Here is a 20,056-nt window from a genome sequence, read left to right as displayed (position 1 = left end):
GGAGGCTCTTTAAATGAGCATCGGGTTAACAATCATTTTGTTAACATATTTGTTATTATTGGTTATGTCTTATCAAATGATTATTTTCATAAATGAAAAAGATGAAAAGCGGAGCAGTTTAATCATAAACAAATCTTATCAATATGCGTATTCAATCCTGCTATTCGGTATTTTGGTCGTATACGCATTAGTGGTACTTCCCCATATTCATTTGGAATCTCAAACCATTGGTTATCTGGTCCTTCTTAGTAAATTTTTTTCGGTCGTTACACTCGCTGGGAGCATTTATCTCCTGAGCAAAAAATTAAAGTAACAAAAAAAAAATTTATATTTAAATTTGATCAAAATAAAATCCACCATTCCAAAATGGTGGATTTTATTCTATAGCTTTGTTCGCAAACTCCACAGTTCAGGAAAGAATTGCTGGTCTAGAACTCTTTTTAAATAGGTCACACCAGATGAACCGCCCGTTCCTGTTTTATGACCGATGATTCTTTCAACTGTACTCATATGATTAAATCTCCATAATTGCTGTTGATTTCCAATGTCTACCAACTTCTCAGCCAGCTCGTATAAATCCCAATATTGGTCGACATTACGGTAAACTGTGAGCCATGCTTCTTCAACACTTTCATTAGGTTCATAGTTTTTAGACAAATCGCGATTTATGACCTCGTCATCAACAGGAATTCCACGGGCAACAAGCGCATGGATCGCTGCATCATAAATACTAGGTTTTTGAAGAGCCTCCTGCATCTTTTCATATAGTTCTGTTTGATGCTGATAGACTGCCAGGGTATGAGCATTTTTGTTACCTAGTGCGAATTCTATCATCCGATTCTGGTAGGATTGAAATCCAGATGATTGACCGAGTTTGTCCCTAAACTCGAGGTACTCTGAAGGTGTCAAAGTAGAAAGAACACTCCATGATTGAATCAATTGGTGCTGAATTCTCGATACACGAGACAGAATTTTAAAAGATGGTTCTAAGTTATTCTGACGAATATATTTAATCGCTTCTGATAATTCATGAATAATTAATTTCATCCATAATTCACTTGCTTGGTGGATAATGATAAATAACATTTCATCATGGTGATCAGATAACCGGTGCTGGCTATCTAAAATCTTATCTAGATGCAAGTAATCACCATAAGACATCGCTTTTTGAAAATCTATTTGAATATTTTTCTCCAATTCCTGTTTGCTATTTTCTTCTGATGAACTCATGTTTTACTGTCCTCCTCGAATTTACTGTCACTTTTTATGCCACAACTTCTCTTTCATTCTTGAAATTTTCATATTGCTTTTCTATCATGATTTTCCTAAGTACTTGAACCGCTTCCCAAACTTCACGATAAGAGGTATAAAGCGATACAGGAGCAAGCCGGATAATGTTAGGGGATCGGTAATCTGGAATAATCCCGTTTTCCTTCAAAGCCTTACAAATACGGGCTGCTTCCTTATGCTCTAAACTAATATGACCTCCACGCCGATGATCATCTAGAGGATTTCCAATAATAAAACCCATATCTGGAAATTCTTGTTTCACTAAGTCCATAAGAAATCTATTTATCTTTAATGACTTTTCTCGGATTCTTTCAATTCCCGCTTCTTGAAAAATTTCCAAAGCACCAATTAATGGAGCAATACTTAAGACATGTGGAGTCCCAATTTGATAAGCCCCTGCTGATTCAGCAGGTGTTAAAGTATGTTCCATATCAAATTGTTTTTCTTTTTTAGAACCAAACCAGCCTGCAAGACCTGGGGCCGTACCAAAATGTTTCTTATTTACATATAATCCGCCTACACTGCCTGGGCCGCCATTTAAGTGTTTATAATTACACCAATAGGCAAAATCAACGCCCCATTCACTAAAGGAATGCGGTATGGCGCCAACTGAATGACATCCATCAAAACCTATTAAAATCCCTCTTTGATTTGCCTCTTTAGTTAACCTCTTCATATCCAAAATTTGACCACTTCTGTAAAGAACAGCAGGCAAAATAATAAGGGCAATTTCATCCGTCATGGCTTTGATAATATCCTCCTCATCTAAAAAGCGTCCATCCCTGCTGTTTACTGTAATTAGATGGGTATTTGGATCAAACCCATGGATGGAAAGCTGGCTTTTTAAAGCATAAATATCTGAGGGGAAATTTAATTCATCAGCAAGTATTTTAGACTTTTTACCTTCTGGTTTATAAAATGTAGCCGCCAGCTGATGCAAATTTACCGTTGTTGAACCCGTAACGATAACTTCACTTGCATCTGCACCTACTAAAGGTGCCATTAGTTTTCCAAGCGTTTCGGATAAATAAAACCATGGGTGTTTCCCTTTAGTCCAGCCATCAATTCCATGTTCCTTCCAATCATTTAACGCCTCTAGGAGAGAGCGTTCAGCCCTTCTAGATAGGAGTCCTAATGAATTGCCATCCAAATAAATAGTATTTGGTTTTATGTAAAATTCTTCACGAAACTTGTATAGACTATCTTCTTTGTCCATTCCTTTTGCATCATCTACTGTCAATATCATACTTATCCCTCTCTCATGTCGTCTCGATATTTCTATCATACTCTTAGTATGTATTCGAAAAAAATCCGCTTTAAGTACTAAAAGCGGATTTTTTTTTGGGGTTATATGATTTTATTATTCTAGAACTAAAAAATATTGAATTTGATTTGGTGAAAGTGCTGTTATCGCTTGTAATGAATACCCAATACTTAGTAACTGAGATAAAGTTTCTGCACAATTTTCCCGTGGAGGTTCGATTGGTGCATGATAGCTTTTGTATAAATGAATAAGTTGATTATTCATTGTACAATGAAGTATAACCACATGTCTGCCGGTCCATGCCTGCCCAATCATCGGCTGTACTTGTCTTATCCTTCTCATGAGATGACACCCTAACCTTATTGATACAATAGTCTATGTTTTCCTTATCGGGTACGTTCTATTTGATGTGCCAGTTTTTACCCTAATCCAGATGTAATCCAAGTGGATTCAAGTTCGAACTTTTACCCTTTTTGAATTTGACCAAATTAACACTGGAATTAGAAGGAGTGAAAGAATTCCTCCTCCGATCGAAAGTGCCGCATAGCTGGTATTTGCTGCAACCACCCCAGATAGTACGCCTCCAGTGGCACCAGATAGTGCAACCATTACATCAACAGTTCCTTGAATTTTCGCACGATTATCATGGTTCGTTGAATCAACTAAGATAGCGGTCCCACTTATTAAACCGAAGTTCCAGCCTAAGCCAAGTAATATAAGTGCGAAAGTAAGCAAAGTGATCGATTCACCCGGTGCCACAGCAGCTATTAACCCTGCTGCTAGTAAAGTCAAACCCGCCGCGAAGGCCATGTTAAGTCGTCCAATCTTATCGACGAGAACTCCTGTCAGGAGTGATGGAAGATACATCGCACCTACATGGAATCCAATTATCATTCCTACCTCACTTAAGCCATGTCCATGTTTCCCCATATGTACAGGTGTCATAGTCATGATTGCTACCATTACCAATTGTGTTAAAACCATTATTGCAGCTGCAGCCACAATTACTCTTTGGTTAATCGGCAGTGTTTGTGTATTACTTTCTAAATGTACAGTCCTGTTCCTTCGCTTCTCATCACTAATTGCATTTGCAACAATGAGCGGGTCTGGGCGCAGTAATATCAGCAGTACCAAACCAGCTAGAATATAAGTTACCGCTGCTAAAATGAATGGTCCTGATAATGAAGGAACACCCAATTTCATTGCAAATCTTCCCATAACTTCAACCAAGTTAGGACCACTAACAGCACCCAATGTTGTTGATACCAATGCAATACTAACCGCTGTGGCTCTCTGCTTTGGGCTGGCTAGGTCAGTTCCTGCATAGCGCGCTTGTAAGTTTGTGGCACTTCCAGACCCATAGATTAAGAGAGAGACAAATAAGAGGAAGATATTATTGGTTATCGCTGCAATGACTACACCAATTGCTCCAATTCCTCCTGCAAGAAAACCTGCAGCTAATCCAGTCCTGCGTCCATATGCTTGAGATAATCTTCCTACTAGAAGTGCTGCCCCAGCAGAGCCAAGGGTGAATAACGCTATTGGAGCCCCCGAAAGATTTTCTGTCCCCAACATTTCTTCTGCTAGAAGTGCTCCAACAGTTATGCCAGCTGCCAGTCCGGCACCGCCGAAAATTTGTGATAAAACTACGATAATCAACGTTCGACGATATAAAGCCCTTTGTTTTTCTGGAAAGTCAATGAAATCCTGATACTTGTTAAATTCGGACATCTCATCCCTTTTATCTGACATAACTACACCTCTCCCAATTTCAAAACAATTGATACTAATCACTAAATAATACCATTTGAAACTAATTACGAAAACATCTTTATATTCATCATTTTGACAAATGCAAAAAGCCGGTTCATTCATTCTGAACCGACTTTTTCGTCTATACTTAATGTTCCTGTAATACCGTCACCGTTTGTGGCTTTGTCGTAACTTTAAAGCCTTGTTTGTTTTCCACCTCAGCATAAACTGAATAGGTGCCGTTTGGAAGGTCTTTCTCCGGTTTCCACTGTAAGTGAATTTCATGCTCATTTTCAACCACAATCGAGTCAACGATCTTACCACTTACATCACTAATATTGATCTTCCAATTCACTCGATTATTGGCAAAAGCATTTATTCCCGCAGGAGTACTTGCATTTACATTTTTATTTGGGTAAACACTGAAATAACTGACAAGCATTTCATCATTTATATAAGAAGGATCTCCCCAAACAGTATATCCATGGTTAAGCGCAAAATCTGAACCTAACACGACAACACTCTTCGGTTCCTCTTTTACAAGTACGGAGGTCATTCCCTGCACTAGAGGCATATACTTTCCGTTATACCAGATGATTGCACCATTAAAGCCGCTTCCATTTTCATTATCCACAGCTTTAAAGGAAATTTCATATTGACCATCCTTCGGCTGTACCATGATATCAGACACAATAGGAGCTTCGGAATCGACGTTAACTGGAATTTTCAGTTCTTGTGGTCTTGCATTCTCGTAATCTAGCGTTGTCTTAATGACATAATTGTATCTGCCATCCTTGACTGTTTGTCCATTTTTGTCTTTTAAATCCCATAAATAACCACCATTCATATAGTCCCCATAAGCCATTATATTCTTACGGAACTTCCATGGCTTCCCAGTGTATTCACTGAAATCACCTAGATATTGAACTAATTGTCCATTTTGGTCTTCCACATACATTTCTGTTTTCTCTAAATTACGGAGTGTGGTGAAGGTTGGGAATACACCTGGAAAAATCGTGTTCGGTGATATCACAATACGATTCATATTGAAAGTTCCCGTTCTAGGATCATAACCTAACGGGAAAGTACCCTCGGACATTGGTTCATCATTCCAAAGCACGGTATAACCTAAGAAAGCATTTTTATCCCATGCGACTGGGTCAAGGTTTTGTGGTTGATCCCATTTACCATGGAAGCCCATATAAGGAACGGTTAACGGAACTGCTGAATCGCTGTTTTTTCCTGTTGGCACAAGACGTACAAAGCCTTCAACAAACGTTCCTTGCTTCAGACTGTCAGGTAATGAAATTTGGATGTCTAATTTCTTCTCTTGACCAGCTTTAATCTTTAATGACTTTCCTTCTGAATGTGATACTTTTTCCCCGTTTACCAAAACAGAAGCACCTTGTATCCGCTTGCTCGTTAAGGTTAAATATTCTTTAGAATCTAGTGTTCCATCATAGTCTAAGTCAAATTCTTTCGTTTCTGTATGATCCGTCAAAACATCTACGTATACACTGTATTCCAGGTCTTTCACATTAAAGTTTTCTAGAGCTTCCACATTCAGCTTAAAGTGTGCTTTGTTGTTCATAATTTCTTTTAAAGCCACTGCTCCGGCTTCTTCTAATGGTGTTTTATCACTTGTAACAAGGACTGGTGTTTTAATGGCATTCTGAATCTTCATTAATCCAGATCCTTGTACCCGCGGTGAGTACGGCACTTCATTATTAGTGCGTGGATCATGTATGAATTGTGCTGTATTCATTAAGGCTATCTTTGCTTTTAATGCTGTTTCCTTTGAATGGGACAAGCCTTTTTCATAAAGTGCTTGCAGCAATAATGCAGATCCGCCAGCTGCATGCGGTGCTGCCATTGAAGTTCCGCTCATGATCTCATATTCGTTACCCGTGACTGTTGAATATATATTGCCTCCAGGTGCAGAAATCTCTGGTTTAAAATCTAATGTATGTGGTGTTCCATAAGATGAGAAATCAGAAATTTTATTTTTATCAGGGTTTTCAATGCTGGTTCCTTTTGACATCTTCATGAACACAGGTTGACCGCTTGAAAGCTTTGTAATCACCGCATCTCCAGCTTCTTGGCTGGTTGTTGCCGCAGGTATAGAGTAGGGAGTGAAATAAACAAATGGGTAGTCAGCCTCCCCCGTCGGAGGTACTACAATAACAGCCTTGGCTCCCTTCTTCTTAGCTTCAATTTGAATAAAATTATAGGAAGCATATGGCTGCTTTGGTTTTGCTATTACAATTTTTCCTGTAACCTCTTTGCCAACGAAGTCCGCTGCCTTTCCTTCTCCAACAAATACCATTTCATAGCCTTTACCCGCCTCTAGTACTCTAGAGAGTTTGAAATTAAATTGTGATTGATCCTGGTATGGAAGCTGCAAGCCATTTTCCTCTGCTAAGGTATTCATATGAATATTGGTATTTTCATAGGAAGCTACTGACAGCGCAAAAGGACTTACGCTCGGTTCTCCTACTGTCCCAATATCCGGATTTTCCGCGTATGGTTTTGCTGCAGATTGGAGAAGATTGTTTTTAGTACTGTACGCTGTGTTTCCGCCTGCAACCACAACAAGTGTCCCTTGTTCGGTTGCTTCTCTTATTGACTTTTGGATTGGATCGTTTTCCTCTCCAACATACCCCGCATCAGAGCCTAAGCTCATGTTGATGACATCTGCTCCCATTGTCACAGCATGTTCTATCCCCGCAATTATGTCGTCTTCAAATGCACCGCCGCCATTATCAGAAAATACTTTTTCCGCTAGTAACTGCACACCTGGAGCAATACCTTGTACACCGTCATTTGCTTCATCACCGTTAGCCCCTACTGTCCCTGCAACATGCATACCATGAGAAGAACCATATTGTCCTCTTGGAATGACATCGCTATCTTTATCGGCCCAGTCATATCCCGTCGGAACTTTGTCACTGTACCATACTTCATTGACCTCGGTTTCAGCCAATTTACCTTCTATTCCCTCTAGGCTCCACTTTTGTTTCTCTTTACCTTTTTCTGTTAGTTTCATATCCTGATGACTGTAGTCAATTCCAGAATCAACGATTGCAACAAGCAATCCTTCTCCTTCATACCCATATTCCTCCCATACCTTTTGGGCTTGGACCAATTCTTTGCTTGCTCCCATTGATGGTTGGAACGTCCTCGCAATATGTACATTTGTTACACCAGGAGTCGCTTCAATTGTTTTTAGATTACGAAACTCGGTCTCTATACTAAATCCATTAAAACTTTCATAGAAACGATTCTTTACTTTCGCTTGTGATTTAGTTTTAGAAATCTGAGCAATTACATGATCTTGCTTTTGTTTAAACTTTTCCCTTTTGTTTTGTTTTGCCTCCCCTGCAGTATCAGGCTTCTCTATCTCAACAATGAGACGCACCTTTTCATTTGGCTGATACGGTTGTGCCAGACCTTTTTTCTTTAAATCCTTATACCCAAACTGGTCAACTGCCGCTGTCGCAGCCTTTTTTTGTTCTTCCAAGAATATTTTCTGCCCTTGTTTCACAATTTCCTCTACGCTTTGCCCTTGAACCGGACTTGTTCCTTCCGCAAATCCTGTTGATGTTATTAACATCGCCGCTAATGCTGAAGTTGCGAAAACCTTATACGGTAACCCTTTTCTCTTTTTCATTGTGAATCTTCCTCTCGATTAAACGGTTGTGTTTTTTCAATATAAAATTATTAAAATTTCAAAATATTAATACAACAATTATCTTAATAACTTGCTTGTAAAAAAGCTATTGGGGTTACGAATTAGGTATAATGCACTAAAATTTTTTTGTATAAGCGAGTTTTAGTGCGTTTCTAATCGTTATCAATATAAAAGTCTCCCATAAATACCCCCATAGGATACTTCGTACCATAAACTTATAATAAAATTGCAAATATTCTAAAAAGATAGAAAGGATGAAATAGAACTTGAAAAAGAAAGCTTCAATTCCATTTAAAGTTGTATCTACTTGTTTTTTAGCTGCTAGTCTGCTAGTTTCTCAAACGCCGCCAACCTTTGCAGAAACTGTCAGTCCAAGCAAAATCACCAACGCAGAACACTATCTTCAATATTTATCCAAAGAAGACAGAGACCGAATCCATAACAATCAAGAACAGGGAGTCCCAAATAAATACCTATCCCCCAGCCTTGAAACTTTCAGTAACAAACCTGTAAATATAATTGTTCAATTTGCTCAGGACCCTGCTCAAGCAGCAGTGAAAAAAAATGCTAAAGCCGGAAAACCACTTGAGCTAAGCGAGGCAAGAAAAAAGGTAGAGGAATCACATCAAAAATTCAAGGAGAAAATCGGACAAGCCAAAAAAGCTGCACCTGCCTTAGAAATCAGGAAGGAATACCGGCATGCCTTTAACGGTGTTGCAATGACCGTAGCTGCTAAAGATTTGCATACTATACTCTCAATGGACGGAGTAAAGGCAATCTGGGAAGATAAACAAGTATCAGTTGAGCCTCCAGTTCCTGAAGTTAGCGAAACAGAAACCAAAAGTGCTTCCCCTGCACTAGACAGCATTGCACATATCGGCGCCACAAAACTTCATACTGAAGGCATTACCGGAAAAGGCGTAAAGGTTGGTGTAATTGATACAGGCATAGATTATACACATCCTGATTTAAAAGATGCTTATAAGGGTGGATATGACTTTGTCAATAACGACCCAGATCCAATGGAAACTACATATGATGAGTGGAAACAATCCGGAGAGCCGGAAATCAGTCCATTGGGCGGATCAACATATTATACATCTCATGGGACTCATGTATCTGGAACGATAGCTGGGCAAGGAAAGAACAGTGCTGACATTGCCGTTACAGGAGTTGCTCCAGGCGTAGAACTATATGGATATAAGGTGTTAGGTCCATATGGTTCAGGTTCTTATAGTAATATATTGGCTGGCATTGAAAGAGCAGTTGCAGATGAGATGGATGTGATTAACCTTTCATTAGGCAGCGACCATAATGACCCGCTTGACCCAACTTCAATTGCCATCAATAACGCTGCCTTAGCAGGTACAGTTGCAGTAGTTGCAGCAGGAAACTCTGGAAGCGATTTATATTCCCTTGGTTCACCAGGAACTTCAGCCTTAGCGCTGACTGTAGGTGCAAGTGATTATTCAATCACAGTGCCAATTGTGAATGCAGCAGTAGATAATCTTTCCTTTACCGATTTGCGGCTGCTTGCAAAGAGCTACAACGATGATTTAAGTGCTTTGAAAAACCAAGCACTTTCCATCATTGAAGTCGGATTAGGATATGATTACAATTACGACGGTAAAGATGTAAAGGGAAAAATAGTCCTTGTTGAACGTGGGATATTTAGTTTAAATGAAAAGATTATGAACGCCAAAAAACATGGAGCAAAAGCAGTTTTACTCTATAATAATGATCCATTAGAAGGGCAAATACCTCATTATCTAGGTGATGGTTTTGAATTCATTCCTACATTCACCCTTACCAATGAACAAGGCCTGCAGGTCTTAAATAAAGTAAGAGAAGGCAATATTACCTTTACGTTAAATACATTAAGTGAATATAAAACAAGCGGGGATAAAATGGCTGCTTTCAGCTCTCGGGGACCATCTTACAAAAATTATGATATTAAACCAGAAATTACAGCCCCAGGGGTTGCCGTGTATTCGAGTGTACCAGCATATATGAATGGCGAGGAACTTCAGAATAATTATCAATTTGCTTATCAAAGAGCTTCAGGTACTTCCATGGCTGCACCGCATGCGGCAGGAGCAGCAGCACTTCTTTTACAAGCACACCCGGATTACCAGCCAGAGGATGTAAAAGCAGCACTAATGAATACAGCTGATAAGCTGACAGAGGATTACAGTGTGTTCGAAGCAGGCGCAGGAAGAATTGATGTATATGAGGCTGCACATGCAGAGATGAGTATAAAGGTTATCGATGAAACTCCTAGCATGAAGGGCGAAGAGGAAGTTTCTATACCTGACTTAACCGGAGCTTTAAGCTTTGGAGCGCAGGTCGTAAAAAAACAAACCAAGAAAGAAACGCGTAATCTCACATTGACGAATACCACCGGCAGCAACAAAATCTTTCAAGTAAAAGTTGAGTTTAATCAAAAAGTAACAGGTGCAAAGGATGCCAATAAGAATAACGTTACTTTAGACATACCTGAATCCATCACTGTAAAGGCCAACAAAACCTTTAATATAAAACCAGCTATTAGAATACCAGCTACAGCTGAGCTTGGAAACTATGAAGGATACATCTATTTTACCAATAAAGAAAATAACGAGGAAGTTTACCAAGTGCCATTTGGATTTAAACATATTAAAGAAGGAATAAATGAGGTTAACGCATACTTTGATTCCTTTACAACAAGACGTGACTTGAACAATTTTGCCTATGGATTTACCCCAATTTTATTTTCACTTAGCAGTTCGATGGAAACAGTAGATGTTGTATTAAAGGATTCCGCCACAGGAGAAGCGCTTGGACTTATCGATTCTTATCAAGGCTTTTTTCCTGAAGAACTTCTCTACGAAACGGAGTTTGGCTTTAATGGTTTATATGTTCCTTTTACTGGAAACAGAGATAACCCTTTAGCATACGCGAAGAAACTGGCAAGCCCCGGAAAGTATGAAGTGGAGATTATAGCAACAAATAAAGATGGTAAAGTATTCAAAAAGTCGGATACGTTTTTCATTGAAAACACTCTTCCGGAGATAACCATGCAGAATCCAGGCGGAGTATATGAAGTAAACGAAGAAGGAATGACGATTAAAGGAAAAATCTATGACAAGCATGTTGACACGATGAAGGAAAATGGATTCGATATTGATCAATCCTCTAATAAAGTTTACCTGATAGACGACTCATTTTCTCCAATCTCAGTTGATAAAGATGGTCAGTTTACCTTTAATACCGAACTGACTAACGGCAGAGAGTTCACGAAAGCAACTCTTCAAACTTTTGATAACGCACTGAATGGTATCCAGGACCACCCGGATTTCACTTACACCTTTGTTAAACAAGGTCTTTCATACATGAAGCTAGTATCTAACAAAAATAATGCTAAGTACGGCGATACTTTGACGGTAACATTGAGTGCACACAATATTAAAGACTTAACTGGCGGAGAGTTTACATTAGCCTTTCCATCCAGCACTTTTGAAGTTACAAATATAACTATAAACGAAGAATTTAAAGCCTATGCAAAAGCTCATCATTTACAAGCTGAACTAACAAAAGGAGAAATTACGCCAGCAGGCAGTCAAAATAGCATTACTTTGAGTACTATGTTGACAGGTGAGTCTGTCCAGGCAATTCAAACATCAATGCCATTAATTGATGTATCATTAAAAGTAAAAGAAAACCCAAGCAATTATATCAAATGGATTCAAAACATAAATGTAGTAAACACAAAAGCATTTTCATTAAACCATGATCCTATTGCCATTCATGGTTTTGGCCAAGGGGTTAACATCGTCCCGACTGTTTCTCAGCTGGAGGGCGGCATTCTTGCAGATGGCTTCCTAGGTGAATTCGGCATTTGGTTAGATTATAATAAGGATTTCTCTAAAGCAGGAATGACAATTGAAGCTGTCGGTGAGGACGGGATAACGTATAAAGGAGAGTTCAATTACAGTGCACGCTATTTCTTAAAAAACCTTCCTGCAACAAATCAAAAATATGATATTACGGTTAAAATCCCAGGTCATTTTGACCGTCATGTAACGGTAAGTGATTTACATGATATGTATAATGGTGAAGCCGCAGGCCGAATGACTTATATTTTCTATGCCTCTGTAATGGGAGGAGACGTCAATAACGATCATGTAATTGATATTATGGATGCAGACTACATTAAAACATATTGGGGTAAGGACAAGCGTGAAGCAGACATCAATTTTGATGGTATCGTCGATGCAAAAGATATGGAATTTGTAAAACAACACTATTTAAAACAGAACCCTGATGTCGAAAAAGCTCCTAAAGGAAAAGAAATCTATAAAGGAAAAAGAATAGATGATATTTTAACAGAATTAAATATCCAATAAATATCTCTGACTTAAAAAAACGAGAAACCACAGTATGGATGGTTTCTCGTTTTTCACTATGGATTTGTCTTCATTGAAGGAGATGTACCTCTCAACCAGCCCAAAATACATCCAGCGCCTAACCCTATCAGTGCTGGGATGAGCCAGCCCAGCCCTTCTAAATAATAGGGGAGAATTTCAAAAGCCCCGCTCCATTTACTTTCTAAAAATACTTTGTTAATTGTGTCTAAAACACTAAAAAGAGCAACTAATCCTATTACAGAGCCATATATATATGGATTTCTTTTTATGATATCATCCAATAGACCTAAGAAAATTAGAACAATGGCAATCGGGTAGATCATACCAAGAATCGGTACAGATATTTGCAAGATTTGAGTTAACCCTAAATTGGCAATGGCAGTACTAAGAACAGCTAAAATTACAACCCATATTTTATAAGCGACTCTTGGAATGGCGTTTGAGAAGAATTGACTGCATGATGTTATTAAACCAATCGACACACAAAAACATGCCAGCGTAAAAACAACACCTAATATCAATGTCCCGCTTTTTCCGAACAGGTACGTCATAATGTTGGACAAAATAATGGCTCCATTTTCAGCCTGTCCTAAAGCAGAACTCTGAGCCCCAAGGTATCCTAAAATAAGATAAATTACCGCTAACAACAACCCAGCTCCTAATCCTGCGTACATCATATAGCGCGATTTCTTTTTGGAGTCAAGTACACCTTGTGCAGTCAACGTGTTAGCAATAACTATACCAAAAGCGAGTGCTGCCAAGGCATCCATGGTTAGATATCCTTCCAATATTCCTTGAAATAATGGGGTTTCCTGATAATTCCCAACGGGTGATTCAAATGATCCAATCGGATTGATTAGACTCTTTACAAAAATAATCGCTATCAGTGCTAAGAGGATGGGTGTCAACAGTTTCCCAAAAAGACTAATCAATTTAGAGGGATACATACTTAACCAAGCGGCTAAGCCAAAAAAGACGATACTATAGAGTAATAAAGAGATTGGACCTTCAACCAAATTCTCCGGCAGGAACGGTGCAGCCCCCATTTCAAATGCAAGGCTCCCTGCACGAGGAATCGCTAGTCCTGGACCGATTGCAATATAAATCAAAAATGGGAATATTAATGCAAATATTGGGTGAACTCTAAGGTTCAGCTCATTCAAGCTTCCAACCTTTGCAACCGCAATAACTCCTAAAATTGGCAGTCCTACGGCTGAAACAATAAAACCTATTAGGGCCAGCCAAATATGTTCTCCGGCTGATTGGCCAAGGAAAGGAGGAAAAATAAGATTCCCTGCACCGAAAAACATTGAAAATAACATAAAACTAATAAAAATTATTTGTTTTCCTGAAAAATTCATGATGTAACTCCTTATGATGTAATAAATAATATTCAGTAATTATATCAGTTATTTGCTCTGAATTCTTTAGGAGTCTGTCCATATCTCCCTTTAAAAATCCGGTAAAAATAACTGATATTATCGTAGCCCACTTGCTCTGCGATCATGGAAATAGACATGTCTGTACCTTCTAATAGTTCTTTCGCTTTTAAAAGTCTTCTTTCCTGAAGAAGCTCTTTAAATGTACGAGAAGTCGCCTTTTTTATGGTTTTACTTAATCCATAATGGGATTGATTCAATTGTTCAGCTAATTCGTATAAGGAAGCTTCTTTGTACTGTTCTTCGATATACTTTAGTGATTCAACAACCAAGTAGTGAGTGATGGACGCTTCTTCTATTCTTTCTACCCTATCTGAATTCTTAATTAATTCAATCATCAAGAGTCCCATGTATAGCTTGATGACAGACTCTGAGAAAGTGGCAGGATACATTATTTCGTGAATCATTTTTCTAATTAAATCCTGAATCTTTTCTATCTCTGAGACTTTAAAGTAAAGGAATTGCCCATTCTGTGTATTATTGTATAGACTGCTCAATAAGAAATCACTGACAATATTTTCAGAACTTAAATAGGAAAAAATAAAGTCAAAGAACGCAGGTCGAATAATAAAATTAATGACAATGTCTTCTTTTGAACAGGCTTTAATTTCATGTTCAATGTGTTGGTTTAAGAGCAGCAGTTCTCCTTTTTTTAAAGTAATCTGCCTTCCCCCCACCGTCTGCTGCAATTCACCATTGTAAACGTAATTGACCTCAATGTAATCATGCTTATGTGAGGGAAAATCCACAAATCTCGTATGCTTTCGAACCATTATCATTTTATCTTTACTTAAGAATTTATCGCTTTCAATAATAAAGTTCTTTTTACTAGTGTACAGGTTTTTACTTACATTTGTTTGTTGTACTAGGATATCTTTTTCTTCATCTGTAATTTGTAAAAGCTCGTTAAGGAGTTCTTGATTCATGGTTCACCTTTTCATGTTTTCCAATTCATTAATATAAATAGTATAATACCATTTCCCTCTAACCATTAGAACAAAAAGATGTGCTCCATTTAGGTGCACATCTTTATTTATCTTTTGTTAAATATCATTCTTAAATTCTTAAAGAATCCCCTTTCTTGGTACTACACCAAACGCGTCCGCAAGTTCCTTAAGTTGAGCATCAGTAATAGTTTGCTTTTTACCGCCTTGAGCACAAACGATTGTATAAACTTCAGCCGCTTTTTCAGCGGTTTCGATTAACCCAAAGGTTTCATCTAATGTGGTACCAGCGCCGAATATTCCATGATGCGGCCAAAGGACAAGGCGGACATTTTCCATTTTTTCTGCGGTTGCTTCCCCAATTGCATTTGTTCCCGGAACAATCCATGGAATGATGCCTACACCTTCAGGAAAAACAACAAGACATTCTGTACACATTTCCCATAAGGTTTTAGTAAATTCTTCTTCCTGTAAACTATGTGTAAAGGACATCGCAATCAAGTTTGTTGCATGGCAGTGCATAATAACACGATGGTTCCTATCAACAGCTAAGCGCTCAATATGATTCATTAAGTGTGTTGGCAGTTCGCTTGTTGCAGCCCCGCCATCTTCAAACCCCCATAAGATTTCATAGCTTCTGCCATTTGCCGATATGCGAATCAAGCCTAGGTTATTTGCAGGATCTCTCTTTACGTTTTTGAAATACTTTCCAGATCCCGTTACAATGAAATATCGACCTGCTAATCCTGATGCATCAAAGTTCATTTGTACTGTTCTTTTAACATTATCTACATTTAAATATGGAAGGACTTCATATTCATGCAATAAATAGCTGATATTTCCGCCATTCCGTTCATCCCAGCCTAAACGGTATAAATTCGAAGTAGTTTCTAACATTTCTTGTATGAATGGAGCTGTATAAATAGCATCTTTTACGATGGAAACACTCATTTTCATTCTCTCCTTTTACTTAAAACTACACTTTTGTTTAAAACTATATAGTTTCTTTACAATGTAATCATACTACCGAAACAAACAAAATCAAACATAAAAACAGGTTTATTTTTTGTTTATTTTTTGTTTTATTAACAATTTCGTCACATCCAAACCCGTTCAATTTTGTTTTATTGAAAAATCTTGTACAATTTAATATAAAGACTTGTTAAAACAGATAGAAGCAGACCACTTGGTCTGCTTCTAAAACTTTTTCTATAATGTAATGATAAATCGGCATCTTTTTATTATTTGGCTATTGTTATCGTAATGTTTCTTTCGTCTAACTGTTTTTTAGTTCGTTCATCAATATTTGAATCGGTGATAATACAATGAATCTTTGATACAGGAGCTATCTGTGAAAAAGCCCGTGTTCCAAATTTACTTGAATCAACCATTAGAATGGTTTCATCCGCAATATCCATCATTTGTTTCTTCAAAAGAGCTTGTAATTCATTAAAATCACTCAGCCCCTTTTCTAAATGGACACCCTTACAAGATATAAATGCCTTATTCACGTGATACATTCCAAGCGATCGTTCAGCAAGCGGTCCGACATAGGATAGTGATTGTGCCAATAGAGTACCACCTGTAGAAATCACTTTAATTTGTTCTTTTTTGCTTAGCTCAATGGCTACTTTAATAGAGTTGGTCAAGACAGTTAACGGGAAGTCCTCTAATTCCTTTGCTACATACCAGGCTGTTGTACTTGCATCCAGTACAATTTGGTCGCCTGCCTCTATGGAGCGGACAGCTTCTTTTGCAATTGCTTTCTTCTCAGCAGCATTAGTAATTTCCCGTTCCAAATAGGAAGTTTCTCCATGATCCTTTTCAATACTAACAGCACCACCATGGCTGCGCATTAATAAGTTCTCTTTTTCGAGCTTTTCAAGATCCCGACGGATTGTTTCCTCTGTAACAGAAAAAATCTTGCTTAGCTCTGTAACACGTATACTCAACCTTTCATTGACCAGCTCAACAATTTTTTTATGCCTCTCTGCAACTAGCATTTATTAAACCCCTTCCGAACAATCACCTAGCAATTTTGTTTTTGTTGTTTTATGTTTATTTTTTCTTTGTTTATATAATGAATATACCATATTTCCCGTTAAACAAACACAGTTTCAAAAAAGAAAGACCCAATAAGGACCTATTGTCCCTTATTGAGTCTTTTTTCCTTAGCGCTTAGATAAAACCTCATTCTCGTAAGCTTTTACTTCTCCTAACCAAGATTCTCTAACTGGTACGCCCATCTTTTCACAGTAATAATCCCAAACTGCACCGAATGGATAGGTTTTAAATTCTTCCATTAATGCTAGTCTTTCTGTGAAATTGCCTTCTTCTTGCAGCTGCTTTAAATATTCATTTGGTACTAACATGGCATAAAGGAGCGCTTTGATCATGTTGCGTGTACCAATCGTCCAAGCAGCAACACGGTTAATACTTGCATCAAAGAAATCTAGTCCAATGATTACACGGTTTAACGCATCGTTACGAACGATTTCAAGTGCGATTTCTCTTAATTCATCATCAAGAATAACTACGTGGTCACTGTCCCAGCGAACGGGTCTTGAAACGTGCAACGCAAGTTTTTCGCTAAATAAAAGCATAGATGAGATTTTGTTTGAAACAGTTTCTGTTGGATGGTAGTGACCTGTATCTAATAAGCACAATTTATCGTTTTTCATGGCATAGTTCAGATAAAATTCGTGTGAACCAACAACATAGGATTCAGAACCAATACCAAACACTTTGCTCTCAACAGCGTCAAGATTATATCTTTCATCTGTTTCCACTGCAAATATTTTATCCAATGAATCTTTTAATCTTTTTCTTGGAGTCAGGCGGTCACTTGGGATATCTTTGTAGCCATCTGGAATCCAAATGTTTGTTAATGCTGGTGTTCCAAGCTCTCTGCCGAAATGTTCAGCAATTTTTCTGCTGCCAATACAGTGATTAATCCAGAATTCACGGATTTCTTCATTTGGATGTGAAAGTGTTAAACCATCTGCAGCTTTTGGATGTGAAAATAAAGTTGGGTTATAATCCAATCCAAGACCGTTTTCCTTTGCCCAATTTACCCAGTTTTCGAAATGCTTCGGTTCTAGTTGATCTCTTTCAACTACTTCCCCATTTGTTTCTGCGTAAATAGCATGTAAATTAACTCGGTGCTTTCCAGGGATTAGTGATAGAGCCTTCTCTAAATCACTTCTTAATTCTTGTGCATTCGTTGCTTTACCAGGATAATTTCCGGTTACATCAATACCGCCTGATAATTCGTTTTTGTTTACTTCAAATCCGGCAACATCATCACCCTGCCAGCAATGAATGGAAATTGGTACGTTTTTCAGCTTCTCTACTACTTCTTCAACGTCTACTCCCCATTTAGCATACGCTTGTTTGGCAAGTTCAAAATTCGCTTTAATCGCCATGTTTATTCTTCCTTCCCTTAATTAGTTGATTACAGGTTAAGCTGGTAAATATTTTTTCACTTCAAAAGATGATTTAATGATCTTACGTGCTTCTTTAATATCACTGATTTCTTCCAGCGCCATTAATTGGGCTGTGATGTTACCTATTGCCGTCGCCTCAACGGGTCCAGCATAAACTTCTTTATGAGTAACATCAGCAATCAGCTGGTTAAGCAGTTCATTTTGACAGCCGCCGCCGATGACATTAATTTTTTCAAATTTCTTTTCAAAAATCTCTTCAATTTCTGTAACAGTTTCTTGATAGCTGGCTGCTAAACTTTCAAACACACATTTGGCCACTTCACCAGGTGTGCTAGGGACGGGCTGCTCCGTTTCAGTACAATAATTTATGATTTCATCGATCATATTTTCAGGCTTTAGGAAGCGGTCATCATTAACATTAACAATTGCCTTAAAACCATTTGCTTCTCTTGCTATATCTACTAATTTCTGAAAAGTATACACATCATTGTAGTTTCGCTTTACTTCTTGGATCATCCAAAGGCCCATAATATTTTTTAGGAAGCGGTATTGATAATCGATTCCGCCTTCATTCGTGAAATTATAGTCCAAGGCTTTTGTTACACAGATTGGAAAATAATTCTCAGTACCCATTAGAGACCATGTGCCTGAGCTGATATATATCGTTTCATTCTCTTCTGGAACGGAAATAACAGCAGAGCCAGTATCATGTGTTGCTGGTAAAATGACCTTTATATCAAAACCTAGTTCATAAACTAGTTCTTTTTTGAGATTACCAAGATTAGTTTTGGGTGTTTGGATTTCTTGGAACATTTCTTTATTTATACCAAGCAGATTTAATAACTGATAATCCCATTTTTTCGTAAATGCATTAACCAGCTGTGTGGAAGTTGCATTGGTGTACTCATTTGCTTTCTTGCCTGTTAGCAAATAATTAAAATAATCGGGAATCATTAAAAATGATTTTGCTTTTTCTAGTATTTCTGGATTGTTTTTTTTAATAGAGAATAATTGATAGATAGTATTAAACTTTTGGAATTGTATGCCTGTTTCCAAGTACAATCTTTCTTTTGTAAAAATCTTAAATACCTCTTCCATCATCCCATCTGTTCGTGGGTCACGATATGAAACAGCATCGGTTAACGGCTGGTCATTTTCATCCAATAACAAAAAGTCGACAGCCCATGTATCTATACCAATACTGTCAGGCTTTATGCCCAATTCTTTGCATTTTTTTAGTCCATTTTTGATTTCGTGAAATAGTTTATGAATTTCCCAGCAATAGGAATCCCCTTTTTTCACGATTTTATTTTCAAAGCGATGAATTTCTTCTAATTTTAATAGACCTGCTTCTAGATATCCTAAAATGAGTCTTCCACTTGATGCCCCGATGTCGACGGCTATACTGTATTTTGGCATTCACATCACCTTCCCGTTGGAACCGCTTACTGATATATCTATCTTACTAGAAATATATGATTTTCCTATATCGTGATTCGACTATTTTATTGTCCTTATTTGCACAAAAAATAAGAGATCCTTTTCGAATCGAAATGGATCTCCTGCTTTATTTAATCAGATATGAATGAAAAAAATTCATTTAATGCTTTCAGGGAAATTTGCTGTGATGATAGTTCCCCAAAAAGCTCTTTATCCACTATCACTTCAACTATTTTGTAACTTACTAACTCGTTAATCAATAAATAAACGCCTCTAATTATTTTTAGGCGCATAACTAATTTTTCTATCGATCGGAATTTATGGTTTAATTATTTTTTCGGTTATTAAACGTTCTCAAAAATGTTATACCACTCGCCTCAAAAT

13 protein-coding genes are annotated in these 20,056 nt (G+C 37.8%); 2 read left to right on the top strand and 11 right to left on the bottom strand.

What is annotated here, in order from left to right; genetic code table 11:
* Positions 1–13: 13 nt before the first annotated feature.
* Positions 14–313, top strand: coding sequence for a hypothetical protein (locus SFC47_RS04105; RefSeq protein ID WP_411252969.1), 300 nt, complete (start codon positions 14–16; stop codon positions 311–313).
* A gap of 68 nt (positions 314–381) precedes the next feature.
* On the opposite strand, the gene kynA is transcribed toward SFC47_RS04105, so the two are convergent.
* From kynA to SFC47_RS04080, 5 genes are all read right to left on the bottom strand, one after another.
* Positions 382–1,230, bottom strand: coding sequence for a tryptophan 2,3-dioxygenase (gene kynA / locus SFC47_RS04100; protein ID WP_411252968.1), 849 nt, complete (start codon positions 1,228–1,230; stop codon positions 382–384).
* A 34-nt stretch (positions 1,231–1,264) separates the two neighbouring features.
* Positions 1,265–2,536 (bottom strand): kynureninase, encoded by a 1,272-nt coding sequence (gene kynU, locus SFC47_RS04095; RefSeq protein ID WP_411252967.1) that lies wholly within the window; start codon positions 2,534–2,536, stop codon positions 1,265–1,267.
* 114 nt (positions 2,537–2,650) lie between these two features.
* Positions 2,651–2,896 carry a hypothetical protein gene (locus SFC47_RS04090; protein ID WP_411252966.1) on the bottom strand — a complete coding sequence of 82 codons (246 nt, stop codon included), beginning with the start codon at positions 2,894–2,896 and terminating at the stop codon, positions 2,651–2,653.
* A gap of 108 nt (positions 2,897–3,004) precedes the next feature.
* Positions 3,005–4,306, bottom strand: coding sequence for an MFS transporter (locus tag SFC47_RS04085; protein WP_411252965.1), 1,302 nt, complete (start codon positions 4,304–4,306; stop codon positions 3,005–3,007).
* Between the two features lie 148 nt (positions 4,307–4,454).
* Complete coding sequence (locus SFC47_RS04080; RefSeq protein ID WP_411252964.1) at positions 4,455–7,976, bottom strand: S8 family serine peptidase; 3,522 nt, start codon at positions 7,974–7,976, stop codon at positions 4,455–4,457.
* A 287-nt stretch (positions 7,977–8,263) separates the two neighbouring features.
* Between SFC47_RS04080 and SFC47_RS04075 the strand changes: the two genes are divergently transcribed.
* Entirely contained in the window at positions 8,264–12,382 is a 4,119-nt protein-coding gene (locus SFC47_RS04075) for a S8 family serine peptidase (RefSeq protein ID WP_411252963.1), read from the top strand.
* A 56-nt stretch (positions 12,383–12,438) separates the two neighbouring features.
* On the opposite strand, the gene brnQ is transcribed toward SFC47_RS04075, so the two are convergent.
* The 6 genes from brnQ to rhaB all read right to left on the bottom strand — a co-directional run bounded on the left by brnQ (position 12,439) and on the right by rhaB (position 19,651).
* A complete protein-coding gene (brnQ, locus tag SFC47_RS04070; RefSeq protein ID WP_411252962.1) occupies positions 12,439–13,764 on the bottom strand; it encodes a branched-chain amino acid transport system II carrier protein in 1,326 nt (441 codons plus the stop codon).
* A 44-nt stretch (positions 13,765–13,808) separates the two neighbouring features.
* Positions 13,809–14,768: an AraC family transcriptional regulator gene (locus SFC47_RS04065; protein WP_411252961.1), complete on the bottom strand. Its 960-nt coding sequence runs from the start codon at positions 14,766–14,768 to the stop codon at positions 13,809–13,811.
* A gap of 138 nt (positions 14,769–14,906) precedes the next feature.
* The gene (gene rhaD, locus SFC47_RS04060; protein WP_411252960.1) at positions 14,907–15,737 is read right to left on the bottom strand and encodes a rhamnulose-1-phosphate aldolase; all 831 of its coding nucleotides are present in this window, start codon (positions 15,735–15,737) and stop codon (positions 14,907–14,909) included.
* A 290-nt stretch (positions 15,738–16,027) separates the two neighbouring features.
* Positions 16,028–16,789, bottom strand: coding sequence for a DeoR/GlpR family DNA-binding transcription regulator (locus tag SFC47_RS04055; RefSeq protein WP_411252959.1), 762 nt, complete (start codon positions 16,787–16,789; stop codon positions 16,028–16,030).
* Positions 16,790–16,957: 168 nt separating this feature from the next.
* A complete protein-coding gene (rhaA, locus tag SFC47_RS04050) occupies positions 16,958–18,211 on the bottom strand; it encodes an L-rhamnose isomerase (protein WP_411252958.1) in 1,254 nt (417 codons plus the stop codon).
* A gap of 36 nt (positions 18,212–18,247) precedes the next feature.
* The gene (gene rhaB / locus SFC47_RS04045) at positions 18,248–19,651 is read right to left on the bottom strand and encodes a rhamnulokinase (protein ID WP_411252957.1); all 1,404 of its coding nucleotides are present in this window, start codon (positions 19,649–19,651) and stop codon (positions 18,248–18,250) included.
* Between the last annotated feature and the right edge of the window lie 405 nt (positions 19,652–20,056).

The organism is Neobacillus niacini, assembly GCF_046591715.1.
GTDB lineage: Bacteria > Bacillota > Bacilli > Bacillales > Cytobacillaceae > Neobacillus > Neobacillus niacini_L.
This window is presented reverse-complemented; position numbering and strand designations above follow the sequence as displayed.

Excerpts from the sequence above, each read along its gene's own strand:
- SFC47_RS04105 (WP_411252969.1), top strand. The coding sequence starts at position 14 with ATGAGCATCGGGTTAACAATCATTTTGTTAACATATTTGTTATTATTG.
- kynA (WP_411252968.1), bottom strand. The coding sequence starts at position 1,230 with ATGAGTTCATCAGAAGAAAATAGCAAACAGGAATTGGAGAAAAATATT.
- kynU (WP_411252967.1), bottom strand. The coding sequence starts at position 2,536 with ATGATATTGACAGTAGATGATGCAAAAGGAATGGACAAAGAAGATAGT.
- SFC47_RS04090 (WP_411252966.1), bottom strand. The coding sequence starts at position 2,896 with ATGAGAAGGATAAGACAAGTACAGCCGATGATTGGGCAGGCATGGACC.
- SFC47_RS04085 (WP_411252965.1), bottom strand. The coding sequence starts at position 4,306 with ATGTCAGATAAAAGGGATGAGATGTCCGAATTTAACAAGTATCAGGAT.
- SFC47_RS04080 (WP_411252964.1), bottom strand. The coding sequence starts at position 7,976 with ATGAAAAAGAGAAAAGGGTTACCGTATAAGGTTTTCGCAACTTCAGCA.
- brnQ (WP_411252962.1), bottom strand. The coding sequence starts at position 13,764 with ATGAATTTTTCAGGAAAACAAATAATTTTTATTAGTTTTATGTTATTT.
- SFC47_RS04065 (WP_411252961.1), bottom strand. The coding sequence starts at position 14,768 with ATGAATCAAGAACTCCTTAACGAGCTTTTACAAATTACAGATGAAGAA.
- rhaD (WP_411252960.1), bottom strand. The coding sequence starts at position 15,737 with ATGAGTGTTTCCATCGTAAAAGATGCTATTTATACAGCTCCATTCATA.
- SFC47_RS04055 (WP_411252959.1), bottom strand. The coding sequence starts at position 16,789 with ATGCTAGTTGCAGAGAGGCATAAAAAAATTGTTGAGCTGGTCAATGAA.
- rhaA (WP_411252958.1), bottom strand. The coding sequence starts at position 18,211 with ATGGCGATTAAAGCGAATTTTGAACTTGCCAAACAAGCGTATGCTAAA.
- rhaB (WP_411252957.1), bottom strand. The coding sequence starts at position 19,651 with ATGCCAAAATACAGTATAGCCGTCGACATCGGGGCATCAAGTGGAAGA.